The 26,413-nt window shown below is 41.6% G+C and carries 17 protein-coding genes and 3 pseudogenes; 17 read left to right on the forward strand and 3 right to left on the reverse strand.

From position 1 onward, the window contains the following. Positions 1-171: 171 nt before the first annotated feature. Entirely contained in the window at positions 172-1,647 is a 1,476-nt protein-coding gene (glgA, locus tag PGX00_RS06590) for a glycogen synthase GlgA (RefSeq protein WP_272133837.1), read from the forward strand. Positions 1,648-1,885: 238 nt separating this feature from the next. On the opposite strand, the gene mnmC is transcribed toward glgA, so the two are convergent. After that, entirely contained in the window at positions 1,886-3,892 is a 2,007-nt protein-coding gene (mnmC, locus tag PGX00_RS06595; RefSeq protein ID WP_272133839.1) for a bifunctional tRNA (5-methylaminomethyl-2-thiouridine)(34)-methyltransferase MnmD/FAD-dependent 5-carboxymethylaminomethyl-2-thiouridine(34) oxidoreductase MnmC, read from the reverse strand. A gap of 143 nt (positions 3,893-4,035) precedes the next feature. Between mnmC and fabB the strand changes: the two genes are divergently transcribed. The 11 genes and pseudogenes from fabB to purF all read left to right on the forward strand — a co-directional run bounded on the left by fabB (position 4,036) and on the right by purF (position 19,090). Next, positions 4,036-5,247 carry a beta-ketoacyl-ACP synthase I gene (fabB, locus tag PGX00_RS06600; RefSeq protein ID WP_272133840.1) on the forward strand — a complete coding sequence of 404 codons (1,212 nt, stop codon included), beginning with the start codon at positions 4,036-4,038 and terminating at the stop codon, positions 5,245-5,247. Positions 5,248-5,557: 310 nt separating this feature from the next. Continuing rightward, positions 5,558-6,691 (forward strand): 4-phosphoerythronate dehydrogenase, encoded by a 1,134-nt coding sequence (locus PGX00_RS06605; protein WP_272133842.1) that lies wholly within the window; start codon positions 5,558-5,560, stop codon positions 6,689-6,691. After that, positions 6,688-7,701, forward strand: coding sequence for an aspartate-semialdehyde dehydrogenase (locus PGX00_RS06610; RefSeq protein WP_272133843.1), 1,014 nt, complete (start codon positions 6,688-6,690; stop codon positions 7,699-7,701). The genes PGX00_RS06605 and PGX00_RS06610 overlap by 4 nt, the downstream gene beginning before the upstream one ends. A gap of 301 nt (positions 7,702-8,002) precedes the next feature. After that, on the forward strand, positions 8,003-12,997 hold the full coding sequence (locus PGX00_RS06615) for a FimV/HubP family polar landmark protein (protein ID WP_272133845.1): 4,995 nt from the start codon (positions 8,003-8,005) through the stop codon (positions 12,995-12,997). Between the two features lie 194 nt (positions 12,998-13,191). Next, a complete protein-coding gene (truA, locus tag PGX00_RS06620) occupies positions 13,192-13,986 on the forward strand; it encodes a tRNA pseudouridine(38-40) synthase TruA (RefSeq protein ID WP_272133846.1) in 795 nt (264 codons plus the stop codon). A 197-nt stretch (positions 13,987-14,183) separates the two neighbouring features. Beyond that, positions 14,184-15,128 (forward strand): acetyl-CoA carboxylase, carboxyltransferase subunit beta, encoded by a 945-nt coding sequence (gene accD, locus PGX00_RS06625; RefSeq protein ID WP_272133847.1) that lies wholly within the window; start codon positions 14,184-14,186, stop codon positions 15,126-15,128. Positions 15,129-15,168: 40 nt separating this feature from the next. Continuing rightward, the gene (folC, locus tag PGX00_RS06630; RefSeq protein WP_272133848.1) at positions 15,169-16,443 is read left to right on the forward strand and encodes a bifunctional tetrahydrofolate synthase/dihydrofolate synthase; all 1,275 of its coding nucleotides are present in this window, start codon (positions 15,169-15,171) and stop codon (positions 16,441-16,443) included. Beyond that, positions 16,433-16,648, forward strand: a pseudogene (locus PGX00_RS22885) (cell division protein DedD); the annotation flags it as partial. The gene folC and the pseudogene PGX00_RS22885, both read left to right, overlap by 11 nt. Positions 16,649-16,705: 57 nt before the next feature. Then, positions 16,706-16,990 (forward strand): annotated as a pseudogene (locus PGX00_RS22890) (SPOR domain-containing protein); the annotation flags it as partial. Between the two features lie 62 nt (positions 16,991-17,052). Further along, positions 17,053-17,544, forward strand: coding sequence for a CvpA family protein (locus PGX00_RS06640; protein WP_272133851.1), 492 nt, complete (start codon positions 17,053-17,055; stop codon positions 17,542-17,544). Positions 17,545-17,575: 31 nt separating this feature from the next. Beyond that, positions 17,576-19,090, forward strand: a complete 1,515-nt coding sequence (purF, locus tag PGX00_RS06645) for an amidophosphoribosyltransferase (protein ID WP_272133852.1) — start codon at positions 17,576-17,578, stop codon at positions 19,088-19,090. A gap of 99 nt (positions 19,091-19,189) precedes the next feature. On the opposite strand, the gene PGX00_RS06650 is transcribed toward purF, so the two are convergent. Further along, positions 19,190-20,068 carry a LysR family transcriptional regulator gene (locus tag PGX00_RS06650; protein WP_272133853.1) on the reverse strand — a complete coding sequence of 293 codons (879 nt, stop codon included), beginning with the start codon at positions 20,066-20,068 and terminating at the stop codon, positions 19,190-19,192. 210 nt (positions 20,069-20,278) lie between these two features. Between PGX00_RS06650 and PGX00_RS06655 the strand changes: the two genes are divergently transcribed. From PGX00_RS06655 to recR, 5 genes are all read left to right on the forward strand, one after another. After that, positions 20,279-21,379 (forward strand): response regulator, encoded by a 1,101-nt coding sequence (locus tag PGX00_RS06655; RefSeq protein ID WP_407702341.1) that lies wholly within the window; start codon positions 20,279-20,281, stop codon positions 21,377-21,379. Positions 21,380-21,667: 288 nt separating this feature from the next. Next, complete coding sequence (apt, locus tag PGX00_RS06660) at positions 21,668-22,213, forward strand: adenine phosphoribosyltransferase (RefSeq protein WP_272133854.1); 546 nt, start codon at positions 21,668-21,670, stop codon at positions 22,211-22,213. A 43-nt stretch (positions 22,214-22,256) separates the two neighbouring features. Next, positions 22,257-24,443 carry a DNA polymerase III subunit gamma/tau gene (gene dnaX, locus PGX00_RS06665; protein ID WP_272133856.1) on the forward strand — a complete coding sequence of 729 codons (2,187 nt, stop codon included), beginning with the start codon at positions 22,257-22,259 and terminating at the stop codon, positions 24,441-24,443. 80 nt (positions 24,444-24,523) lie between these two features. Further along, positions 24,524-24,856 (forward strand): YbaB/EbfC family nucleoid-associated protein, encoded by a 333-nt coding sequence (locus PGX00_RS06670; RefSeq protein WP_272133858.1) that lies wholly within the window; start codon positions 24,524-24,526, stop codon positions 24,854-24,856. Between the two features lie 23 nt (positions 24,857-24,879). Continuing rightward, on the forward strand, positions 24,880-25,479 hold the full coding sequence (gene recR / locus PGX00_RS06675; protein ID WP_272133859.1) for a recombination mediator RecR: 600 nt from the start codon (positions 24,880-24,882) through the stop codon (positions 25,477-25,479). Between the two features lie 68 nt (positions 25,480-25,547). On the opposite strand, the pseudogene aqpZ reads toward recR, so the two are convergent. Further along, positions 25,548-26,239 (reverse strand): annotated as a pseudogene (gene aqpZ / locus PGX00_RS06680) (aquaporin Z). Positions 26,240-26,413 lie beyond the last annotated feature (174 nt).

Genomic DNA, 26,413 nt, shown 5'->3' on the forward strand with positions numbered 1-26,413 from the left:
GTAAATATAACTCTTTTCTATTTTGGCGGACTGGCGGTGGAGTAGATAAAAGCTTTATGTTACAAGAAACTATTTGGTGAGTGTATCAATGCGTTTGGGTTTTAAAATTTTTTGTTGTTCTACTTGAACCACTTTACTCGACGTGTAATTTAGTCTTTGAGGTAATAGATAATGAATATAGTTTGGGCTACAAGTGAAGCTGCCCCGTATGCGAAAACAGGTGGATTAGCTGATGTTTCGTATTCGCTTCCTTATGCAATGGCAGAAAATGGACACAATGTGTCAGTTATCATGCCTTATTATCCGCAAGTTATGGGAGAGTTATGTGAGCAAACTGAATGCGTTTATGAGTTGTTAGGTGTTCCTTTTGGTGATGGTAACGAAGAGTGGGCTTCGATTAGGCAACACAAAATAAATGATAACCTCTCTTTCTATTTTATTGAGTACGACAAATTTTACGATCGTCCTAAATTATATGATTGGGGTGGAAGTGAGTATGCAGATAATGCAGAGCGCTTTATTTTTCTCTCTCGCGCTGTTATGCAGGCGGTTCTCGCGTTAGACATTAAAGTGGATGTGTTGCATGCAAATGATTGGCATGTCGCTTTGTGTAATGTCTACGTTAAAAGCGATTTATATCGCTCGTATAGCAACTTCGCAGAAACCAAGTCTATTATGACGATACACAATATTGGTTACCAAGGTGTATTCAATAAGTCTAACCTCTCTTTTACCGGACTCACTTGGGACTATTTTAATTTTCAGTGTTTGGAATTTTTTGATCAACTAAATTTCCTAAAAGCAGGTGTATTAACTGCTGACATGGTTACGACGGTAAGTCCAACCTATGCGGAAGAAATTTTAACACCGGAATATGGATTTAGTTTAGAGAATGCACTTCAACACAAAGCGGTGAAAGGAAAGCTTCGAGGTATCATTAATGGAATTGATATCCATGAATGGAATCCTGAATCTGACGCATTACTGCCTCATAATTACTCGCACAATGATCTATCAGGAAAGGTTTTATGTAAGGCTGAGCTTCAAAAAGAATTTGGTTTAGAAGTGAGACCTGACGTTCCTGTATATGGTGTTGTATCGCGCCTAGCGACTCAGAAAGGTCTTGATGTTTTTATCGAGTGTATCGATGAAATGTTGAAGAATGATGATGTTCAATTTGTTATTGTCGGCTCTGGTGAAAGTTGGCAAGAGTCAGCGTTGGGCAATTTTGCTCGAACGTATCCCGGTAAATGTGGTGTCCATATTGGCTATAGCAACAAGCTTGCCCATTTGGTTGAAGCTGGATCTGATTTCTTTGTTATGCCATCTCGATATGAGCCATGTGGCCTTAATCAGATGTACAGTATGAAGTATGGAACGGTACCGATTGTAAGATCCACAGGTGGTCTCGAAGATACAGTACATAATTATTCTGCTAGTAACCTTGAACAGGCAACGGGATTTAAGTTTTATGACCTATATCCAGCTGCATTAAGGGACACTATGCGTTGGGCTGCCTCTATCTATCGTAATGATAAACCCGCGTTTGAGAAGATGATTGTAAACGGGATGAAGACGGATTTTTCTTGGCACCTAACAGCTATGGAATATGAAGAGCTGTACGACCATGCCAATAAAAGATATTGATCTGTATTTTGACGCATAAAAAATGCCTCTTTAATAAGATAATGCTGTTCGGTTAAGGTCATTTAAACCTGTAATCCCGACGAAAACCGACGTCATCCCCATGAAAATGGGGATCTAGTACAGCCAAGATTCCCGTTTTCACGGGAATGACGAAGTATTTAGCACCAACTGATCGGCATTATCTTTAATAAGAGGCATTTTTATTGAATTGCTTTCTTCTTAGGTGAATATCACAGCGCTATTGGCTTGCAGGCCTTCCTTTTAATAGCTTCCTTACCCACATTTTTGCAGGGTGAATGCCTTCCAAACTATCTACTGGTAGAGGGATGGGGTCATTACAAATTTGAGAAGCTAACACCTCAGCCATTAAAGGGGCAGAGCACAGTCCACGCCCTCCTAGCGCCAAAAAACAGTAAAGATTTTTATAGTCCGATACGGGGTCAACGTCTTTATCTTTGAGTAGGTTGGCATACTCTATTTTTACTGATTCAAAGTTGCATACGTTGCCAACGAATGGCAAATGGTCTCGACTGGTACTACGAATACCTTGTTTTGCGAGACTTTCTCGAATATCTACTTCATTCACCCATGGTTTATCTGGTAGCGTTCTAACAAGTTTATGAGCGTTGTCCTGCTGCGCATGTTCATCGTAGGCATGGTTTATATTCGTTCTGTCGTGACTCGCTCCGATACAATGATATTGATTTTTAGGATTGTAAGGCGTCATGTAACCGTTGTAACAAAGCACTGTTTTTAGTTTCTTTAATACCGGTGAAGTCGGGATGTGACTAACCTGTCCTTTCACGGCGGATTGGGGTATTGAAGATGTCTGATTAAATTGGGTTGCTTCATGGCCGTTTGCAACGACGACGACTTCGTGTTGAAAATATGAGTTATCGCTGTGTAGGGCCCAATGATTATCTTCATTTTGTTCTAGGCGATTAATTTTTGTATTACATCTAAGTGTTAAGTGCCCACTATCCATTTGTTCTTGAATCAGTTTCTTAGTGAACTCACTAGGAGACAACCACCCACCCATAGGATAGGTTATTCCTGCCATGCTTGTAGGTAGGCCGACCAGTTTATCCATATCTTCTACGCAAACCGATTTTACGAGCTCGGTAGAATGATTGCCGAGTAATATATTGTTGAGTTTATCACGTGCTTTATCGTTCCATGCTAAATGAGTAACACCACACCAGTCATGGTCATAATCAAATCGTTTAGAAGCGTTGTCAAAAAACTGTCGAGCGAATAAAAAGGCAGGAGCATAAACCCTAGATGCGCCACTATGGTTACTATTCAATAATGGGTAGATTGCCCCTTGTCTATTTCCAGAAGCATTCTGAGCCAGTTGCGGATCTTTACAATACAAAGTGACTTTTATTCCACGTTGACATAGGGTTGCGGCTAATGCAGCGCTAGCGATACCCCCACCTATGATTGCCACGTCATTTACCGTAGGTTGACTAGGCCTGGCAAACCAAGGTTGTAGATTGGAAAATGGTTTTTTATGCTCCATTAAACCGGCAATCATCTCCCGTTTTGGGCCAAATCCCTTAACTTTTTTCATCGAGAAACCAGCATCGATCAGTCCTCTACGAACAAAACCTGCGGCGGTGAATGTCGCGCACGTGCAGTCTTGCTTTGCTAGATTAGCCATGCCATCAAAAAGATCTTGGTTCCACATTTCTGGGTTTTTACTTGGTGCGAAACCATCTAAGAACCAAGCATCAACAATACCGGCTTCGTTGGTTGGCACCGCGGGTAGACATTCTTTGATGTCACCAAACCATAGGTCAAGCGTTATGGCCCCGTTTGCCAATACAATACGGTGACATTCAGGAACCGATATCGGATAGGAGTCTTGGAGTTGCTTAGCGTATGACTCTAGTTCAGGCCACGCTTGATGAGCTTTCTTTAAATCTTCAATGTTTAAGGGGAACTTCTCAAAACTGATGAAATGTAGTTCTTTTAGTGGTGCATTTGGAAATTGTTCTCGATATTTTTCAAACCACTGCCATACTGCTAGGAAGTTTAAGCCTGTACCAAAACCTGTTTCCGCTACCACAAAACGACGGTGCTCATATGAATGCCATCTATCGGGTAGATTATTTTGTTTAAGAAATACATATCGAGATTCCTCTAAGCCGTTTACATTAGAGAAGTATACATCGTCAAATTTTTCGGAAACGGGTGTCCCCGCCTCATTCCATTCGAGGTTCGCATTGGTAATAGAAGTCATGGTTTTTGAACTGTTTGGCTTATTATTAGTCGAAGGTTAGACTAAATTGTACGGCTTTATAGGAAAGCTGACCACTTTTGATGGTTAACTTGGGTATTATCGTACGGTTAACTTAAAAATTTTATAATTTATAGGAATGTAAAATGAAACGCGCTGTCATCACTGGTATGGGTATTGTGTCTAGTATCGGTAATAACGTTGAAGAAGTACTAGAGTCTCTTAAAGCAGGCAAATCAGGTATCAACGAATCTGAACAGTTCAAAGAGATGGGCCTACGTTCTCAAGTGTGGGGCGATCTTAAGATCAAACCAGCAGAACATATTGATCGCAAAAAAATGCGTTTTATGGGAGATGCAGCCGCTTACGCTTACCTTTCTATGGAACAAGCTATTGAAGATGCGGATCTAAAAGATGATCAGGTATCTAACATTCGTACAGGAATTGTAGTGGGTTCTGGTGGTGCTTCAGCATTAAACCAAACGCTGGCTGTGGATACACTGCGTGAAAAAGGCGTTCGTCGAGTTGGGCCTTACATGGTAACTCGTACTATGTCATCTACGGTATCTGCATGTTTGGCAACACCATTTAAAATTCTTGGTGTTAACTACTCGATGAGTTCAGCATGTGCAACTTCAGCACACTGTATCGGCCATGCGGTAGAGTTAATTCAACTTGGCAAACAAGATGTGATTTTTGCTGGTGGTGGCGAAGAGCTCGATTGGAGTCAGACTATGATGTTTGACGCCATGGGCGCGCTATCAACTAAATATAATGATACACCCGAAAAGTCTTCACGCACCTATGACGCTAACAGAGATGGTTTTGTAATTTCTGGTGGTGGCGGTATCGTCGTTGTTGAAGAACTCGAACATGCTCTTGCTCGTGGTGCGAAGATCTACGGTGAAATTGTAGGTTATGGTGCCACTTCAGACGGTTATGATATGACGGCGCCTTCTGGTGAAGGTGCGGCTCGTTGTATGAGAGATGCGATGCAGAACGTCGACAGTGTTGACTATGTAAACACCCACGGCACATCAACACCTATCGGTGATGGTAAAGAGCTAGAGGCTATTCAAGAAGTCTTTGGTGGTAACAGTCCTGCTATTTCGGCGACAAAAGCAATGACGGGTCATGCTCTTGGTGCAGCAGGTGTGCATGAAGCTATCTATTCAACATTAATGTTAGAAAACAGCTTTATTGCACCAAGTATTAACATCGATGAATTGGATGCTGCTGCTGAAGGTCTCGATATCGTAACGGAAAGACGCGATCAAGAAATCACTACAGTAATGTCTAATAGCTTTGGCTTTGGTGGTACAAACGCGACTTTAGTTATTAAGAAATACGAAGCGTAATTCGTTTCAGAACCTAATCTGAAACGGAAGACGGAAAAGGTTTCCAGAATCGATCAGCTTGCCTGATCACACAGACGCAAACATGTTCCTTTGAGAGCGGAACGTGATCCTTTTGTTCTGGAATTTGCCCGGTTATCTATTAATTTAGGTGATCGGGCATTTTTATATCCAGTTATACCAAAGCTATGTCTTATGGATAGTTAGGTTAGTGTGATTGCTGTTACTGCAGCATCTGTTAAAAATTTGCTGGCGAATGATGACGTATTACGCCACAATCCCCTCCTTAGTGAAACGAGAAACCACCTTACCTATGAAAATCTTAATTGATGAAGCTATGCCTTATGCTGAAGCGCTATTTAGTCAGCTTGGTGAAGTAATGATGAAATCTGGTCGAGACATTAACGCGGAAGATTTAATAGACGTAGATGCATTAATGATTCGTTCTGTCACCAAGGTTAATTCTGAACTTTTGACTCATGCAAATCGTTTGAAATTTGTAGGTACAGCAACCGCTGGCATGGACCATGTAGACCAGCTATTACTTAAAGACAAAGGTATCTTCTTTACTGCTGCACCGGGTTGTAACAAAGTTGGTGTTGCGGAATACGTGTTTAGCGTTTTAATGATTCTCGCTCAACAGAAGGGCTTTTCTGTTTTTGATAAGACAGTTGGAATTGTCGGAGCAGGACAAGTTGGTAGTTACTTGTCTGAAGCGTTGCAAGGTATCGGTATCAATGTATTGCTTAATGACCCAATAAAGCAAGCAGAAGGAGATACGAGAACGTTCGTAGACTTGGATTATCTTCTTAAAGAAGCGGATGTTATTACATTGCATACACCAATTACTAAAACAGGTGATTACCCAACTCATCATTTGATAGATGCACAAAAGCTACAAAGTATGCGAGCTGATCAGATATTAATAAATGCGGCTAGAGGTCCAGTCGTCGATAATTTGGCTCTTAAACAACGTTTGATGCAGCAAGACGGATTCAGTGCAACTTTAGATGTGTTTGAGCAAGAACCTGTTGTAGACCTTGAACTTTTACCCTATCTAGATTTTGCTACGCCGCATATAGCGGGTTACGGCCTAGAAGGAAAAGCTCGCGGTACGACGATGATCTACAATTTTTATTGTGAGTTCCTAGAAACACAAGACAGAGCGAATGCTTCAGATTTACTTCCAATCGCCCCCATCCCTCAAGTTACGCTTGATAGACCATGGGATGAAGCGGTTCTACAGAATCTTATTCAGTTAATTTATGATGTACGATATGACGACGCTATATTTCGTCGCGAAATTGAGAAAAACGGCGCATTTGACGCAATGCGTAAAAACTATTGGGATAGAAGAGAATATAGTGCAATTCGCTTAGTTGGTGATAAAACATGCCAGCTAGAACCACTAAGCAAATTAGGTTTTCAAATAGAGGTAGAGAAATGAGCCAAGAATTTAACGTAGCAGTATTGGGTGCGACGGGTGCCGTCGGTGAGACCATACTGGAGGTTCTAAAAGAACGAGACTTTCCGATAGGTAATATCCATCTATTGGCCAGTGAACGAAGTGAAGGCAAAAGCTATCGTTTTAATGGTAAGTCAATCTTGGTAGAAAATGTTCAAGACTTTGATTGGTCTCAGGTGCACATCGCTCTGTTTTCTGCTGGTGCAGAGTTATCAGAAAAATGGGCGCCTATTGCGGCAGATGAAGGTGTAGTAGTTATCGATAACACATCTCAGTTTAGGTATGACTATGATATTCCTCTGGTTATTCCGGAAGTTAATCCAGAGGCGATTGCAGATTTTAGGAATCGAAATATTATTGCCAATCCTAACTGTTCAACTATTCAGATGTTAGTTGCACTTAAACCTATTTATGATGAAGTGGGTATAGAGCGAATCAATGTATCTACTTACCAATCGGTATCTGGTGCTGGAAAATCGGGTATAGATGAACTAGCCGGTCAAACTGCCAAACTATTGAATGGGACACCAGCGGAACCGGAAGCATTCAGCCAACAGATTGCATTTAACTGTATTCCTCAAATAGATGCCTTTATGGAAAATGGTTATACGAAAGAAGAGATGAAGATGGTTTGGGAAACCCAAAAAATCTTTAATGATCCTTCGATATTGGTAAACCCTACTTGTGTTCGTGTACCCGTGTTTTATGGACATGCAGAATCGATACATATTGAAACGAGTGCCCCTATTGATGCAGAGCAAGTAGTACAAATTCTGGAAAATACAGATGGCGTCGAAGTTTTTCAAGAACAAGATTTCCCAACTCAAGTTCGTGATGCTGGCGGTAAAGATCACGTGATGGTTGGTCGTGTAAGAAATGACATCAGTCATCACAGTGGCATCAATATGTGGGTTGTCGCAGATAACGTTCGTAAAGGTGCTGCCACCAATGCGGTACAAATTGCGGAGCTATTGATCCGAGATTATTTTTAGCCTCAATTTAACGCTGATATTTAGATTTATAGTTAAGAAGGCCCTAGTTATCGCTAGGGCTTTCTTTTGGGTTATAAAGCCGAATAAGTTTTGATATCAATGCACATGGCTCCGTTATTTAGCAATAAAATGAGATATTCTGATGATTTACCCACATTTTTTATGCTGAGGCCTATAGTTTTCCTTTCGATATCCGATATATTTAGAAGCTATCCTCTTTTTAGAGATATAAGTTCATTTACTTGCGGGTATTTGCTCTATATTAATTAAATAAGTTTTAACGCACAAAGACGAGCCTTATATGCATCCAATCCTAAAGCGTCTTATTACGCCTTTAGCGTTACTTTTAACGGTATCAGTAAATTCTGCTGTTGCTGATTCTATTCGCCTCATTGGGCCTAATGGTGAAGTACAATCTTCACCGCAGACGACTCAAGCTTCAAATAACCCAGCTTCAAATCAAGCAGGAAACAGTTCTGGTTTTTATGGACCAACGGCCAATAATGAAACCCTATGGTCAATTGCAACTAAGTTACGACCATCACGACGATATTCCGTACAACAGACTTTACTCGCAATATATAAACTGAACCCTCAAGCGTTTGAACAGCAAAATATTCATGAGTTGATACCTGGAAGCAGACTAAGAGTTCCTTCTTTAGACCAAGTTCAGGCAGAAAATACTGATGAAGCTGTACGGATTATGCAAGCGCACAGTAATAAGCCACTAAATAAAACGACTGTAGTTTCCACCCCTGTCGCTAATCCACAACCGATCGTTGAGGCTGACCTGACTCCACCGCAACCAGTTAAACAACCAAAGTCGATGGAAATAACTGAAGCGGCTACTACAGAAATTGAGACTGAACCTCAGCAGACTGAGGGAGTTACAAAACTAAAGCAAGAACTTACATCTACAGAGGGTGAGTTGGCTGCGTTAGAGGAAAAAAATCACAAGCTGCGCCTATTGTTGACTGATGTCCAAAATGAAGTGGGCAGTTTAAAAGATGAGCTTGGCGATGAAAGCCGAATTCGAAATGAAGTCGAAAAACTGCTTGATGAAGAGCGTAAGAGAGCGCTCGAAACTGCTCAAATTGAACCGAGCCAACTGGATGTTTTATTGGCGAATACATGGTTTGTCGTATTATTAGCATTGATTCCTGGTTTGCTGTTTGTATTGATTATTGTGCTCATCCTGACTAGAAAAGGTGGCTCAGAACAGCAAGAAGAACAGTTAGCACCGCAAGGACCTGAAGTCATTTCATTAATGGATGACGACGATGATGTTCCAGAGATTAATTTAGACGAAGATATTGACGAAGATGTAGGTATTGAAGATGACCTATTTGGTGAACTTTCAGAAGACAATATTTTTGATATAGATGATGAAAGTGACGCATCACTTGAAGACGATGTCTTTGCTAATCTCGATGATAGTGATATGGACTTTAATCTCGATGATGGAGAAGACGACCCGTTCGCTAGTATTGCAGATAATGGTGATTTTGAAACAGAGCTAGAGCAAATTGAACAAAGTGCGAACGGTATTAGTGTTGATGGAGATGAAAAAGCCCTCAGTCTTGAAGAGATGGAGCGAGCGCTAGATGACGAATCAGCTGATGGATCTAATGAATTCGATAGTGAGTTTGATTTGTCAGAAGAAAATGCAGGTATGTCACAAGACGATCTCGATGAACTGCTAGCTGGGGACGATGATTCTGAGGTTCTAGACGGGGATAATATCGATCAGTCGGTACTTGATGACCTATTTAATAGTGCTAAAGCAGATAGTGATGGAGCGTCTGGGCTATCTAACGCCGATTTATCGTTGGATACTGATGATGACTTCGATCTATCGAGTGGTGATGATGTAGAAATACAAGAGCGTTCCTCAGATGATATAGATGGTTTATTGGCAGATTATCAGCCGGTAAAAGAGTCAGATGATATAGACGATATACTTGCTGACTATCAGCCTACTGCAAAGTCAGATGATATAGACGATATACTCGCCGATTATCAACCTGCGGCAGAGTCAGATGATATAGACGATATACTTGCTGATTATCAACCTGAAAGTAAATCGGTTGAAGAAGAATCAATTGATGATTTGATAGCAGAAAATAGCACGGATCTTTTAGATGAATTGCTCGAAGAAGATGAAGAGAATTCTGTTGATATATCGGAAGATAGTACAGCATTATTGGACGATTTCCTTAGTGATGACGCGTTGCCTGATGACGACACTCCTGAACTAGCAGAAAACAGTACAGAGCTATTGGATGAGCTTTTTGATGTTGACTCTGACGAATCGGGTCTAGATTTAGATAATAGTACCTCCTTGTTAGATGAGTTAATTTCAGAAATTGATGATGTACCGGTTAATGAGGATGGCTCTGATGATATCGAAGTTGATGAGAACAGCACTGCACTTTTAGATGAACTATTAGAAAATACAGATAAAGAAACGGTTGATGAATTTGGTACAAACCCAGATGATCTATTAGCTGAGTTTGGTATAGAACCACAATCTGATAATGAGTTATCAGAACTCGATGAGAACAGCACCGATTTATTAGATGAAATTCTGGATGATCAGGTATTTGCGAGTGAGTTTGATGCGGATAACGATAGCGACGAGTTAGATGCAGATACCACTGACCTAATGGATGAACTGTTGTCAGAAGATGTTTCATCGAAAACGGATTCAGAAAGTAACTTCGCTGACGAAAACCGTGAAAGCAGCCTATCTGAAACTTTACCTAATGAGGTGGGTGATTCTGATGTTGGGGATTTTGATTTTTCTCCACATATTGATGGTTCTGAGCATGCCGATAAAGTTGAAGAGTTGGATGATATCGATAGCTATATATCGGAGATTGAAGACTTTGAGGTACAAGAACCTGAACAGGGAAAACAAGAAACCACTAATGATCCGCAAATAGAGTCTGTGCCTCAAACGCCTGAAGAAAATAAAGTCATTAATGACAGTGGACTACAAGCAGACAATGCAGAATTAGCCAATGAATTTGGTATTCCTCAAGATGATGACTGGAATCTTGATAAAGATGAAAGTGTCGAGGAAGAGCTGGTAAGTGAGTTACCTGAAGAATCCGCTCTAGAATCAAGGCCAGATATAGACCCTGAAGCGCTTGAAGTACCGATAGAGCCATTGGAAGTCAGTGATGACGCTCTTGGCGAATATGATGAAACGAATGCCTTAAGCGATGTGCTAGAAGAGCCGGATCTAGAAACGTTACCAGAAATAGAACCTGAAGCGCTTGAAGCACCAATAGAGCCATTGGAAATCAGTGACGACGCTCTTGGCGAATACGACGAATCGAGCGCCTTAAGCGATGTGCTAGAAGAGCCGGATCTAGAAACGTTACCAGAAATAGAACCTGAAGCGCTTGAAGCACCAATAGAGCCATTGGAAATCAGTGACGACGCTCTTGGCGAATACGACGAATCGAGCGCCTTAAGCGATGTGCTAGAAGAACCCGATCTAGAAACGTTGCCAGAAATAGAGCCTGAAGGGCTTGAAGCACCGATAGAGCCATTGGAAGTCAGTGACGACGCTCTTGGTGAATACGACGAGTCGAGCGCCTTAAGCGATGTGCTAGAAGAACCAGATCTAGAAACGTTACCAGAAATAGAACCTGAAGCGCTTGAAGCACTAATAGAGCCATTGGAAATCAGTGACGACGCTCTTGGCGAATACGACGAATCGAGCGCCTTAAGCGATGTGCTAGAAGAACCAGATCTAGAAACGTTACCAGAAATAGAACCTGAAGCGCTTGAAGCACCAATAGAGCCATTGGAAATCAGTGACGACGCTCTTGGCGAATACGACGAATCGAGCGCCTTAAGCGATGTGCTAGAAGAACCCGATCTAGAAACGTTACCAGAAATAGACCCTGAAGCGCTTGAAGTACCAATAGAGCCATTGGAAATCAGTGACGACGCTCTTGGCGAATACGACGAATCGAGCGCCTTAAGCGATGTGCTAGAAGAACCCGATCTAGAAACGTTGCCAGAAATAGAGCCTGAAGGGCTTGAAGCACCGATAGAGCCATTGGAAGTCAGTGACGACGCTCTTGGCGAATACGACGAATCGAGCGCCTTAAGCGATGTGCTAGAAGAACCCGATCTAGAAACGTTGCCAGAAATAGAGCCTGAAGGGCTTGAAGCACCGATAGAGCCATTGGAAGTCAATGATGACGCTCTTGGCGAATACGACGAATCGAGCGCGTTAGGCGATGTGCTAAATGAGCCGATGATATCTCTGGAAGCCAATAGTGAACGACTGGAAGGGTTAGATCAAGAGAACGCTTTAAGTGAGCTTCTCAATGACATTTCAGATTCGGAACTTCCTGAAGAAAAAAACGCTGAAAACCAGAAAGAGTTAAAAGAAACGCTTAATTTTGGTACTGAGGCTCAAGAGGCGACGTCGGAAAGGTTACCAGAGCTCGATGCTCTACTTAATGATATTGATAATACCGCATTAGAAGAAGAACCGTCGCAACCTAGTGCATTTAATGAAGCTAATCTTGCATCATCAGAGGAGGACTCACTAGACGAATTCGATGAGTTTTTTGCCGAGATGGATGACCCACAGGTATCGTCTGCAGGAGATATAGAGGAAAGAGCTAGTACCGCCAAAGATGACAACAATATCGGACAATATGATGAGTCTGAGACTTTAGCTGAGTTGTTAAGTAGTGATGAATCTCCTGTTCTTAGTCAGGCTGTGCCTTTAGATGAAAAAACAATTGCTAGCGCAGGTATGGATATAGATACCATGCTTGATGTTGGTGGTGAAGACTGGAATGGGTTTACGCTTTCGCAAGAGCAGCAAGCGGACATACCAACAGAAGCGCCAGAAGATGAGAAAGACATATGGGGAACGCAGGTAGATGAACCTGTTGTTAAAGAAGAGGATTGGGGTGAACAATCTGAAATCGCTGATGAACCCATAGAAGATAAACAACAATTTATGAGCGTTGATGAGTTGATGGCACAGGCAGATATAGTTGATGAGAGCGAAGTAGACCCTGATGAAGAAGAGCTGCAATTGGATGTGGGTTTAAATGAATTTCCCGATGTTATTGGTGATGTAGATCAGTTTGATGTCGATTCAAACGCTGAAGCAGCAGGCAAGTTGGATTTAGCCAAAATTTACATTGAAATGAATGATACAGATGGTGCAACACGATTACTTGAGGAAGCATTGTTGTATGGCGAAGAGGATATTCGTCTTCAAGCAAAAGAGCTACTAGATAAAATAGATAAATAGTAGCGACTTATTACGTTGTAATACCATGTGGTCTAGTAACCAGGTTAGGGTTTCCACTCTTAGGTTACTAGGCCACTTTGTTTACCCTTAAGAAGTCTGTTCTGGACAATCTTTAATCTGGACTCTAAAATCCAGCTCCAAAATTGATAGCCCATCTATCAAACATGACATATTGAAAGTCCTTAGGAAATATCATGCGTATAGCTTTATGTGTTGAATATAACGGTACTAACTATTCTGGTTGGCAAAGACAAAAGCACGTCAATAGCGTGCAGCAGGAGTTAGAGAAAGCGTTGTCTATCGTTGCAGCGCATCCAATAGAAGTTCAGTGCGCAGGAAGAACTGACTCAGGTGTTCATGGCTCAGGTCAAATTGTCCACTTTGATACACATTCGACTAGAAAGTTAATAGCTTGGACCATGGGTGCTAATGCTAATATGCCAAAAGATATTGCGGTTCGTTGGGCGAAAGAAGTCCCTGATGAATTCCATGCAAGATTTACAGCCACTGCCCGACGCTATCGGTATATCATTTTTAATAATGCGTTTCGTCCTGCGATTCTTTGTAACGGTGTGAGCCATTACCACGGAGAATTGGATGCTGTAAAAATGCATGAAGCGGGTCAGTTCTTATTAGGTGAGAATGACTTTAGTTCTTTTCGCGCAACCCATTGCCAGTCACGTAGTCCCTGGCGGAATATCCACCACCTGAATGTGTCGCGCAGCGGTAGTTATGTCATTTTAGATATTAAAGCCAATGCGTTTGTACACCATATGGTTCGTAATATTGCAGGTAGTTTAATAGAAGTTGGAAGGGGTAACCAAAATCCAGAGTGGATACAGTGGTTACTTGCTGAAAAGAATCGCGCTTTAGCGGGTGCAACGGCTAAACCCGATGGCTTATACTTAGTCGATGTTGATTATCCTGAGAAATTTGAGCTTCCTAGAGTGCCATTAGGACCGCTCTTTTTGCCGGATGCCGTGTTCTAAATCGAAGTTGCAATGGAACTATTTATTGCTAACATACTCAAATCTTAGTGATTTATTGAAACTGTTTGCTAGTCTATAAATAGGTACAACCAGTTTTTTGTCTACAGCGCTAAAAATCTGTGGTTTAATCTGTCCGCATATTATTGAATTATAACTCTTTCGCCATTTGGCGGTAGAAATAAAATAAAAGGTCTTCCATGAGTTGGCTTGAAAAAATATTAACGAAAAGTAACATTGTAAGCTCTCGTAAAGCTTCAATCCCAGAAGGTGTATGGACCAAATGTACATCATGTGAACAAGTTCTTTATCACGCTGAATTAGAGCGCAATTTGGAGGTTTGTCCAAAGTGTGACCATCATATGCGTATGAAGGCGCGTCGTCGTCTAGAAACGTTTTTAGATGAAAATAACCGCGTTGAACTTGCAAACGATCTTGAACCTCAAGATAAGTTGAAGTTTAAAGATACTAAACGCTATAAAGATCGTATTTCCGCTGCTCAAAAGAACAGTGGTGAAAAAGATGCTCTAGTCGTTATGCAGGGTGAAGTATTAGGCTTGCCTATTGTGGCGTGTGCCTTTGAATTCTCTTTCATGGGCGGCTCCATGGGCTCGGTTGTTGGTGCTCGCTTTGTTAAAGCAGTTGAAGCTGCAATGGAAGCAAACTGTGGATTAGTCTGCTTTTCAGCGAGTGGCGGTGCACGTATGCAAGAAGCACTTATGTCATTAATGCAAATGGCCAAAACCAGCGCGGCATTAGAGCGCCTTTCCGATAAAGGATTGCCGTTTATTTCTGTAATGACGGACCCTACTATGGGCGGAGTGTCAGCAAGTTTAGCGATGCTTGGTGACGTAAATATCGGTGAGCCTAAAGCGCTTATCGGATTTGCTGGACGCCGAGTTATTGAGCAAACAGTACGGGAAGACTTACCTGAAGGCTTCCAACGTAGTGAGTTCTTATTAGAACATGGCGCCATTGATATGATCGTTGATCGTCGCGAAATGCGCCAACGCGTTGCGAGTTTAATTGCAAAAATGACTAATCACGGTTCACCGTTGGTCGTTTCGGTAGACGATGCTCCAGAAGTTCCAACTGAAACAACAGAACCTGAATATAAAGTTCCAGTACCGGAAGAAAAAGAGTAAAGTACTTGTTAACCTAGACGTTTAATCGTGATGTAAGTTAATGAGTCAAAGCAAGATACCGCAAGCCACATCGTCCTTACCGATGTGGCTTGATTATTTAGAAAATATTCATACCAGCGCTATAGATCTCGGACTAGAGCGTGTTCAAATCGTGGCAGAAAAAGCAAACCTTACTAAACCAGCCAATAAAATAATCACTGTTGCCGGAACAAATGGTAAGGGGTCCACTTGTGCCATTCTTGAAGCTATTCTTTTGGATGCAGGCTATTCTGTAGGCGTCTATAGTTCTCCACATCTTATTCGATATAATGAAAGAGTGAGAATTAATGGAGCCACTTTGTCAGATGCCAAACACTCTCAGGCTTTTTCGTTTATTGAAACACAACGCGATGAAACTAGTTTAAGTTTTTTCGAGTTTGGCACTCTTGCCGCCTTGCGTTTGTTTCAACAAGAAGCGGTTGATGTCGTTATTTTAGAAGTGGGTCTTGGTGGTCGTTTAGACGCAACCAACATTGTTGACCATGATGTAAGTGTGATAACTAGTCTAGCGATAGATCATGTCGACTGGCTAGGCGATGACATTAATGTTATTGCTCAAGAAAAAGCCGGTATTTTTAGGGCCGGTAAACCAGCGATATGTGGTCAGCCAAATTCACCGATAACGGTTGCCGCATACGCAGATGAAATTGGAGCAGAGCTTTATCAAGTTGGAATACAGTACCAATATGATGAAGGGGTTGAATCTTGGAATTGGAACAGTGGTGCTTTTGACCTTACTGAACTCCCCAAACCAAGTTTACCCTTGCCAAATGCGGCTACCGCAATAATGGCGCTCGGTGTTGCAAACCTTGATATTACGGACGTTAATATTGTCAATGGTTTAAAGAAAGCAAAACTGTCAGGACGGATGCAGAAGGTCAGTAGTGCCCCTGTCATTATCTTAGATGTCGCTCACAATCCTCATTCTGCAGAATACTTAGTGCAGCAGATACAGAAGAGTTATGCAGGTAAACAGATTCATTGCGTGTTAGGGATGCTACATGATAAAGATATCGCCCAAACCGTGAGGGTTTTGGAACCAGCTATCACAACGTGGTATCCAAGTTCACTCGATGGACCCAGGGCGGCCACTGCCGATGAGTTAGTTGAACATATTGAAGGGCAATGCACTACGTACTCATCACCGACATTTGCGTATCAAGCGGCGTTACGCCAAGTCCACAAAGAAGATGTTATTTTAGTGGTAGGCTCTTTTAGAACCGTTGCGGAAATATTAGTTTATTTACAGTTGCAAAGGAGTACAAATGGCAAGTAAATTCCAAAGCCGTTTGGTTGGTACTATTATCTTAGTTGCTGTCGGGGTTATTGTTCTGCCCGATGTTTTAGACGGTGAAAAAAAGCACTACAAAGAAGAACTAGCGGCAATTCCCCTTAAGCCAGATGTGGGGACGGAAGTTGAATCATTTGAAGTGCTGGAACCTATTGTCGTTCAAACTGCATTACCAGATAGCCCTGTTACTAAATCGAGCATTACCGCTGATGTTATAGACGCAGAGGTGAATGAAGATGAAGTGAAAGAAGTTGAAGTGGTTATTAATGATGTTATAGAAAAAAATGACTATCAAGAGAGTGCTTGGATTATTCAATTAATGGCGCTAAAAAATGCGGATAACGCGAAAACACTGGTTAATGATTTACAAAAACGCGGCTATCAGGCACATATAAAGCAGGAAGATGAGTTTACTCGTGTCATCATTGGCCCTGATGCTTCGAAAGATAAATTAGAAAGACAAATCAAAGAACTTCAAAAAGTTACAGGCTCAAAAGGTCAATTGTTGAAATTTAAGCCCTTAAACCCATAAGAAAACGTTTGCGTCGCGATTTTTTCTGTTAAAATGCGCGCCAACTTAAAGATGTAAAGCAAATGAATTGGATAGATTTTGTAATTTTAGGTGTGATCGGGCTTTCTGCTCTGATCAGTTTAGTAAGAGGCTTTGTTAAAGAAGCATTGTCATTGGTTATCTGGTTCGGTGCGTTTTTCATAGCAAGTCAATATTATGAAAAATTAGCCGTGTACTTTTCCAGAATAGAAGATGATATGTTTCGCAAAGGTGCGGCAATAGCTGCGCTCTTTGTCGCAACGTTAGTTGTCGGTGCCATTGTCAACTACGTTATAGCTCAGCTGGTACAAAAAACAGGCTTATCAGGCACAGATAGAGTACTTGGTGTGGTGTTTGGCACATTGAGAGGTGTACTTATTATCGCTGCAGTTCTGTTTTTTATGGATGCATTTACAGCATTCTCAAATTCTGAGTGGTGGAAAGACTCAGTGTTGATACCGGAGTTTAGCCGGATTATCGCGCCATTTTTCGACCATTTGAAACAAACATCGAGCTTTTTATCTGGCACTATTTAGTGCCATTTTTATAGAAACTGAGGGTTAACACATGTGTGGTATTGTTGGAATCGTGGGTACAACTCCTGTCAATCAGTCAATTTATGATGCATTGACTGTATTGCAGCATCGTGGCCAAGATGCAGCTGGTATTGTTACCATAGAAAGCAATCGTTTTCGTTTACGGAAAGCGAACGGTTTAGTTAGAGATGTGTTTGAAGCGAAGCATATGCAACGCCTTCAGGGAAACGTGGGTATTGGTCACGTTCGTTATCCAACGGCGGGAAGTTCTAGTGCGTCTGAAGCACAACCATTTTATGTAAACTCGCCATTTGGTATTACTTTGGCGCACAACGGCAATTTAACAAATGCAGCTGAGATTCGCGAAAAGCTATTTGAAAAAGATCGTCGCCATGTAAACACTACTTCGGATTCGGAAGTATTGTTGAATGTATTAGCTCATGAGATTGATACAGTTAAAGGTAACGTTACTTCTGAAGATGTCTTCCGAGCAGTTACTAACGTGCATAGAACCATTAAAGGTGCCTATGCGGTAGCCGCGATGATTATCGGTCACGGTATGGTTGCTTTTCGTGACCCGCATGGAATCCGTCCACTCTGCTTAGGTAAAAAAGAGTCAGATGGTAAAACAGAATATATGGTGGCATCAGAATCTGTAGCGTTAGATGCTGTGGGGTTTGACTTTGTGCGCGACGTCGCCCCGGGTGAAGGTATTTACGTTACGTTTGAAGGCCAATTATTTACGCGTCAATGTGCAGATAACCCTCAAGTAAATCCTTGTATTTTCGAGTATGTCTATTTTGCACGTCCAGATTCATTTATTGATAAAATTTCGGTATACAGTGCTCGTGTAGAAATGGGTAAAAAGCTGGGTGAAAAAATCCAAAGAGAATGGTCGGATCTGGAGTTTGACGTTGTTATTCCTATCCCAGAAACGTCCTGTGATATCGCCCTTCAGATAGCACAAATCATGGACAAACCTTACCGCCAAGGTTTTGTTAAAAACCGTTATGTTGGTCGTACATTCATAATGCCAGGGCAGGTTCAGCGTAGAAAATCGGTACGTCGCAAACTGAATGCTATTCGTTCTGAGTTTAAAGGTAAGAATGTACTGTTAGTGGACGATTCTATTGTTCGAGGCACTACCTCAGAGCAAATCATAGAAATGGCACGAGAAGCCGGTGCTAAGAACGTTTATATGGTATCAGCAGCGCCTGAAATTCGTTTTCCTAACGTCTATGGTATCGACATGCCAAGTGCAAACGAATTAATTGCTCATGGTCGTGACGCGGAAGAAATCGCTAAACTTATTGGTGCAGATGCACTTATTTTCCAAACATTGGAAGACTTAGTATCAGCAGTAGGTTTAGGTAATGTCGATATTAAGCAATTCGAGACATCTGTCTTTAATGGTGAATATGTTACTGGTGATATTGACCAGAGATACTTAGATTTTTTAGATTCGCTCAGAAACGATGACACCAAATTGCAAAAAGATATTCAGGCAGACCTTGCCAGTTTGGAACTATATAACGAAGGCGCTTAATAGCATATTCGTTAAACTGAAAAAACCAGAGTGTTTCTTAGCCTCTGGTTTTTTCATTTTTAGAATGTATTACTGTTTCATCAGGTTAGTACATTCGTATTATTTGTCCTGATAATGCGTTACATAATCGATGAGCAAACGAACCTTTTCTGGCTGATGATCTTTGTGATTGTAAAGCATATAGATATCACGAGAATTCGCACTCCAATTATCAAGAACACGAACTAAGGTTCCATTGTCAAAATACCCTTGTAGCATGATGTCGGGCATGAGTGTAATTCCTAGACCTCTCGCTGCTGCTCGTCGAACAACGTTAAGAGCGTTTGCCTCAAACCTCGCTTTGTCACTATTAATGACAGTTTCTCCTGTATCGCTGGTCAATTGCCACTTTAGTAAAGGGTTTCCTTTTAACAACGGATGGTCGGATAGATCGTCAGCGTGGCTGAGAGGTGCTTTATTGTTTTTTAGGTATTCAGGGCTAGCAACAAGTACATCCTTAACACAATTTATTTTACGTGCGATTAAGCTTGAGTCTCGTTGAGGGCCAACCCTAAAGATAATATCCCATTCGGTCGGGTCGATTTGATCCGCGTCGTTATTCATTGTTAGTTCAATGTTGATATCAGGGTAGAGTGCCATAAAGTCACTAAGCATCGGAAGAATGACGCGTTTAGTAAGATTAGACGGTGCTGATATTCTTAGTTTTCCTGCGGCACCACGGCAATCGTCAGTTATTTCTTCTGTCGTAGTCGAGAGGTTTTTCAAAATAGGGGCACATTCTTGATAAAAACGTTCTCCTGCTTCTGTCAATGATAACTTTCGAGCATGGCGATTCAAAAGCCGTAAATTTAGCGAGTCTTCAAGTGCCTGAATACGTCTAGTAATTGTTGCGACAGGGATAAGGGTTTTTCGAGAAGTTGCCGTATAGCTACCATTCTCGACAACCAGTCGGAATAGATTTAGATCATCAAATTTCATCAACAGGGAAAGTTCCTAATTTCTTGTTCAGTCAATTTATACTGTTATCTTTATTCTGAATTTGCTTTACGTCAATATGTGGTCCTGTTTTTAGACAATTCCGCAACTAGATCGCATATGTTGTATAAATCGTGAATCAGAACTACCTTTTATAGGGGGGATAAATAACAATAAAAAGGAAGAACCCAAACTTAGATGGGTGAGGTTTATATGATGAGTACTCAAGTCGATTCTGCTCAATTGGAGCACAAGAGTCGTATGGATAGTCAGACCATAATGTTGGTGGATGACGATCCTATTTTTCGTAGATTTACGTCAGTAGTATTGGAAAAAGAAGGATTCTTTGTCATCGAAGCTGAACATGGCTTGGATGGACTACAGAAATTAAGAGAAGAAGTTCCCGACCTTATTATTTGCGATATATCAATGCCGATACTCAATGGTATCGAATTCGCGGAAGAAGTGAGTTGGGAGTACCCAGAAGTTCCTATGATAGTTGTTTCAGCAACTGACGATATGTCAGATGTTGCACGTGCTTTGCGGTTTGGTATCAAAGATTTTTTGACTAAACCTATATCCGCACCAAAACATTTGCTATCAGCGATATCAATTATCTTGGAGGACGAAAACAAGCATAGTAATGCCTCTCGAGATTTTTCCAGTCAATGGTTTAGGGTCGGTGAACAAGGGGATGTTCCTGACGATAAAGAATTATATTGGCATTTAGACTATCTAAAAGACAATCCTAGTGCTGCGAAAGATTTGTTAAATGCATTACTACCTGATAGAGATACGAAGCAAGGGAAATGGAAATGTAGTTATAGCCTGCTCCAATCGTTAGAAAATATGCCATTGGTTTTTGATTATGCTTGGTTGATAGATGGTCAATTTGCATTTTATGTCGTTGACTCAACCACAGAAGCTGGTGATGGCGTAGCAACGTCATTGCTAATTCGAGCATTGTTTAATGATACTTTAAGAAGGCAAAATCTGAGTAAAGCTATGTTGGCCGATTTTGCAGAGAATTTAGAACGCGGGCTAGAGTGCATTAATGGCGTTTCACCTGTTAGCGCTTTAATAGGTATAGCAGACATGACGGATGGTACAGTGAGTATTTTACCTGCGGGATTGGAAGCGATTTGGACTCAAGGAGCAAAGAAAGTACATATTGAAGCGGGTCATCGACTTGGGATGGGATGCCTAAAAAATACAATTATAGAGGACCTAAGTATTCTTTGCGGTGGTAAGCTAAATATTGCCAATATAGGAGTAAGTCATTTCAGCTTGGACATTAAACCTGATTTAAAATAGTTAAATGTGGCCAAATTATCAGCGAAAAAAAATCAATAAGTAGATTTATTGCACACTATGACGGGTTTGAACGTTTGCTTTCTTTTCCTTTGTTGCTCATAGGGAAGAAAATCACTAACATAATGAGGAAGTGTGCCCACTCTTCGGAGTGGGCATTTGTTTTTCTATGTATTGGTTTGTCTAGAAAGTGCAAACCAGTTCATAGTTTCTTAGCTTGTCGTGCTAACAATAATAATTATAGATTACAGCTATATCGTACAAGCGAATCACAACAAAATTTGAATGAATATGACTACTGAAACAATCACATTAATTAAAGCAAGTATTAAATCTATTCCTGATTACCCAAAGCCGGGTATCTTGTTCCGCGATGTAACAAGCCTAATGGAAGACGCAACGGCTTACCAAGCAACCATTCAATTGCTCGTAGACAAATACAAAGAGATGGGCTTTACCAAAATTGTTGGAACGGAAGCGCGTGGTTTTCTATTTGGTGCACCATTAGCATTAGAGTTAGGTGTTGGTTTTGTACCAGTAAGAAAGCCAGGTAAGTTACCTCGTGCCACAATCGCAGAGTCATATGAATTGGAATATGGTATGGATACGCTAGAAATTCATACAGATGCTATCAACGAAGGTGATAAAGTACTTGTCGTTGACGACCTTCTCGCGACAGGTGGTACTATTGAAGCCACAACGAAACTAATTCGTCGATTAGGTGGTGATGTAGAGTATGCTGCGTTTGTAATCAACCTACCTGAAATTGGTGGTGAGGCTCGCCTTGCCGCCATTGGCCTTAATGTTTACAGCATCTGTGAATTTGAAGGTCATTAATTCGATCAACATTCATTAAGATAATCTGAGCTGGAAATATTGAATGAGTTACTTAGCTTTAGCGCGTAAATGGCGTCCGACTACCTTTAATGAAGTGGTTGGGCAGTCTCATGTATTGACTGCATTGGAAAATGCATTGAGTCAAAATAAACTTCATCATGCATACTTGTTTAGTGGTACTCGTGGTGTAGGTAAAACGTCTATAGGGCGTTTATTTGCTAAAGGGTTAAACTGCGAGACAGGTATTACCGCAAAGCCTTGTGGTCATTGCGGCGCATGTAAAGAGATTGATGAAGGTCGATTTGTTGACCTTTTAGAGATTGATGCTGCGTCTCGAACCAAGGTTGAAGATACCAGAGAGCTACTTGATAACGTTCAATATAAACCAGCGCGAGGGCGTTTTAAGGTTTACCTTATAGATGAAGTGCATATGCTGTCTAGGCATAGTTTTAATGCACTTCTTAAAACCCTTGAAGAACCACCTGAATACGTTAAGTTTTTACTGGCAACAACAGATCCTCAGAAATTGCCAGTTACTATCCTTTCTAGGTGTTTGCAGTTTCATCTCAAGCCTATCAGCGTTGATATCATCCATGAGCAGCTAGACACTATTCTCCAACAAGAAAGTGTAGCCACTGAACAAAGGGCGTTGGGCATGATTGCTCATGCTGCTGATGGGAGCATGCGTGACGCTTTGAGTCTATCGGATCAAGCGATAGCGCTGGGAAACGGCACGGTCTCAACTGACATTGTGTCAAGCATGCTAGGTGCTCTAGATACCGATCAAGCCATTCACTTATTAGAAGCCATGGCAAGCAAACAAGTTTCTAATGCCCTATCTTCTGTTCAATTACTGGCAGAAAATGGTGTCGATTGGGACAACCTTTTACAAGAATTAGCGAGCCAGTTACACCGAATTGCTATGTTTCAAGCCCTTCCCGCATCGCTAGATAAGAGTACGCCAGATGCCGAAAAAATTGAGCTATTGGGTCAATATCTAGCACCTCAAGATGTGCAGTTATTTTATCAAATTGCTTTAAAAGGCAGGCAAGACTTACCGCTAGCACCCACTGCTAGAATAGGGCTGGAGATGACGGTGCTTAGAATGATGGCGTTCCGTCCTTCAAAAGCGGATAACGCTAGCATTATTGAACTGCCAAATCAGCAGCAAGAACAATCGATAGACACTACGAAAACAGCACAAAGTATGCCTATTCAGTCTGCAACAGCCCCTGTGCTAACAAGCAATGTAATGAATAACTCTGCTGTACGAACAGAGCAAAACCAGATACCTACGGTAAATGATACTACCGTGTATCAATCTGATATGCCTCCTATGCCATCAGAAGACGATTATCCTCCGATGAGAGATGATCCTGCGGTCGATTATGTGCCAAATGAGATATATCAGCCTTCTGTTCCCGTAGGGCGATCCCAACTCACGGAGCAACCTGTTGGCGTTACTCCAGTACAACCGAAACAGGTTGAAGAACCCGAAACTATAAAGAAATCACCGATTATTGGGCTTCGACACCAACTTCGATCTAAGCGAGCACAGGTTTCTACGCCTAGCTCTACTGCGAGTAATAGTGGAAAAAAGCCTAAAGCGGCACCACCGACTAGTGCTATTGAGCGGGTAGCTCAACAACATAGTGTTACAAAATTGGTGTCGCCTAATAATTTAAATGACCAGTCTGTGGTAGATGAGACAGAGAATAATAAACCTTATCAATGGAAAGCTTCTTCCCCTCAAGTTGTAGAAGAAGAGAAAAAAGATCTCACACCAACGCAGATAAAACAGGCTTTAGAGCACACTAAAACACCAGAGATGGTCGAAAAGCTCATTCGCGAATCTGTCATTCAAGATGAGTGGGCAGCGTTAATTCAGAAACTTGATATTCCTAAGTTAGTAGAGCAATTAGCGCTCAATTCTTCTTATGAAAAGCAAGGCTCGACAATCGTGTTGAATTTACGGGCTTCCCAAGCCCACCTTAATAAAGATAAGGCGCAAAGTGAATTGCTGAATGCGCTAAACAAGGCTTTAGGCGAGCAATGCCACCTTACAATTGAAGTCAATGAAAAAGGCCAAACACCTCTTGAGTTGAGGGAGGCGATCTATCAAAATAAACTTAATTCGGCACATCAAGTACTTGAAGCTGATAAAAATGTTCAGTTTATTCAAACACGATTTTCAGCACAATTAGTGGCTGAAAGTGTAAGACCAATTTAAAGGGTTGAAGATACTGTATTCGACCCCATATTTAGTGATAAGTTAATTAACGAAAAGCAACTTAACCAGAGAGATTCAAAATGTTTGGTGGTAAAGGCGGTATGGGTAACTTGATGAAGCAAGCCCAGCAGATGCAAGATCGCATGCAAAAGCTTCAAGAAGAAATTGCTAACATGGAAATAACCGGTGAATCCGGTGCTGGCCTTGTTAAAGTAACCATTACAGGCTCCCACAGCGTACGTCGTGTAGATATCGATGAAAGCTTGATGGAAGACGACAAGGAGATGTTAGAAGATTTGATTGCTGCTGCTTTCAATGATGCTGCTCGCCGTGTTGAAGAAACTCAAAAAGAAAAGATGGGCTCAGTAACTGGCGGTATGCAATTACCACCAGGTATGAAAATGCCGTTCTAAACATAAGTTAGTAGCAGATATTTATGCGAACCAGTCAAATGCTGGAACAGTTGATGGAGGCTTTACGATGTCTGCCTGGGGTGGGTCCTAAGTCAGCACAACGTATGGCGTTTCATTTGTTACAGCGCGATAGAAAAGGCGGCTTGCAGCTTGCGGACGCCCTTTCTAAAGCAATGATCGAAATAGGCCATTGTAGCGAGTGTCGAACCTTTACAGAGGAAGAAACTTGCCATATATGTACTAATGCTAAGCGCCAAGAAAATGGGCTGTTATGTGTTGTTGAAAGCCCAGCTGATATTGCAGCCGTCGAAGCGACAGGGCAATACTCTGGACGATACTTTGTATTGATGGGGCATTTATCGCCGTTAGACGGAATTGGCCCTAGTGACATCGGTTTAGATGTACTGGATTACCGTTTACAAAGAGGCAATATTAACGAAGTTATTCTTGCGACTAACCCGACCGTTGAAGGTGAGGCTACGGCACACTATATTGCTGAGCTGTGTCATGCTCATAGTGTTAATGCAAGTCGTATCGCTCATGGTGTCCCAGTTGGGGGCGAGTTGGAATTGGTTGATGGCACGACGCTATCACATTCATTACTTGGCAGGCAAAAATTATAAAAAGGGTTGCGTATTCGCAACCCTTCTTTTTTGAGTGTCGTTTAACCTTTCTTATTTGGTTTTTTTAATTAGCCTTCTTTTTTACCTATCAGTTTATACACCATTGCTCCTAAAACTGCGCCAACAATAGGGGCTACCCAAAACAGCCAAAGCTGAGATATGGCCCAATCACCAGCGAATAAAGCCACCCCAGTGCTTCGAGCGGGGTTAACGGAAGTGTTTGTAACAGGGATACTGATTAAGTGAATTAGTGTCAGACATAAGCCAATCGCGATTGGCGCAAAGCCAGCAGGCGCTCTTGTGTCCGTAGCGCCTAAAATAACGATAAGGAACATCATGGTCATAACAATTTCAGTAACGAGCGCGGACGTGATTGAAAATTGACCGGGGAGTGGGGACCATAACCATTTGACGCAAAGCCAGATGCAGCTGCGTCGAACTCTGGTTGACCGGAAGCGATGATAAACAACACACCGCCAGCAAGTATGGCACCAATAACTTGAGAAGTGATGTAAGGGAAAAGCTCTTTTGCTTCGAATCGGCCTCCTGCCCACAAGCCAACAGATACCGCTGGATTGAGGTGACAACCTGAGATGTGACCTATCGCATAAGCCATAGTTAATACCGTTAGACCAAAAGCGAGTGAAACGCCTAATAAACCAATACCTACATCGGGGAAGGCTGCAGCTAGCACAGCACTACCGCATCCACCAAGAACTAACCAAAATGTACCAAACAGTTCTGCAATATACTTATTCATACAATAGCCTTTAAATTCAGGTAAATAACCAGAAGACTATAGACATGAATAGACGGTTTTACGTTGGCAAAACCAAATATAACGTCAGAGTTAATGCTAATCTTTGCTCTTATTCCAACATATAAGAATAATTGTGCCTCAGTTGTTGATTTTTTGAATCAATCTAATCTATTA

It is taken from the genome of Vibrio algarum (genome assembly GCF_028204155.1).
GTDB lineage: Bacteria > Pseudomonadota > Gammaproteobacteria > Enterobacterales > Vibrionaceae > Vibrio > Vibrio algarum.

Coding starts and splice junctions, on each gene's coding strand:
- PGX00_RS06610 (WP_272133843.1), top strand. CDS start 6,688: ATGAGCCAAGAATTTAACGTAGCAGTATTGGGTGCGACGGGTGCCGTC.
- truA (WP_272133846.1), top strand. CDS start 13,192: ATGCGTATAGCTTTATGTGTTGAATATAACGGTACTAACTATTCTGGT.
- accD (WP_272133847.1), top strand. CDS start 14,184: ATGAGTTGGCTTGAAAAAATATTAACGAAAAGTAACATTGTAAGCTCT.
- PGX00_RS06650 (WP_272133853.1), bottom strand. CDS start 20,068: ATGAAATTTGATGATCTAAATCTATTCCGACTGGTTGTCGAGAATGGT.
- glgA (WP_272133837.1), top strand. CDS start 172: ATGAATATAGTTTGGGCTACAAGTGAAGCTGCCCCGTATGCGAAAACA.
- PGX00_RS06615 (WP_272133845.1), top strand. CDS start 8,003: ATGCATCCAATCCTAAAGCGTCTTATTACGCCTTTAGCGTTACTTTTA.
- purF (WP_272133852.1), top strand. CDS start 17,576: ATGTGTGGTATTGTTGGAATCGTGGGTACAACTCCTGTCAATCAGTCA.
- PGX00_RS06670 (WP_272133858.1), top strand. CDS start 24,524: ATGTTTGGTGGTAAAGGCGGTATGGGTAACTTGATGAAGCAAGCCCAG.
- folC (WP_272133848.1), top strand. CDS start 15,169: ATGAGTCAAAGCAAGATACCGCAAGCCACATCGTCCTTACCGATGTGG.
- recR (WP_272133859.1), top strand. CDS start 24,880: ATGCGAACCAGTCAAATGCTGGAACAGTTGATGGAGGCTTTACGATGT.
- dnaX (WP_272133856.1), top strand. CDS start 22,257: ATGAGTTACTTAGCTTTAGCGCGTAAATGGCGTCCGACTACCTTTAAT.
- mnmC (WP_272133839.1), bottom strand. CDS start 3,892: ATGACTTCTATTACCAATGCGAACCTCGAATGGAATGAGGCGGGGACA.
- apt (WP_272133854.1), top strand. CDS start 21,668: ATGACTACTGAAACAATCACATTAATTAAAGCAAGTATTAAATCTATT.
- PGX00_RS06640 (WP_272133851.1), top strand. CDS start 17,053: ATGAATTGGATAGATTTTGTAATTTTAGGTGTGATCGGGCTTTCTGCT.
- fabB (WP_272133840.1), top strand. CDS start 4,036: ATGAAACGCGCTGTCATCACTGGTATGGGTATTGTGTCTAGTATCGGT.
- PGX00_RS06655 (WP_407702341.1), top strand. CDS start 20,279: ATGATGAGTACTCAAGTCGATTCTGCTCAATTGGAGCACAAGAGTCGT.
- PGX00_RS06605 (WP_272133842.1), top strand. CDS start 5,558: ATGAAAATCTTAATTGATGAAGCTATGCCTTATGCTGAAGCGCTATTT.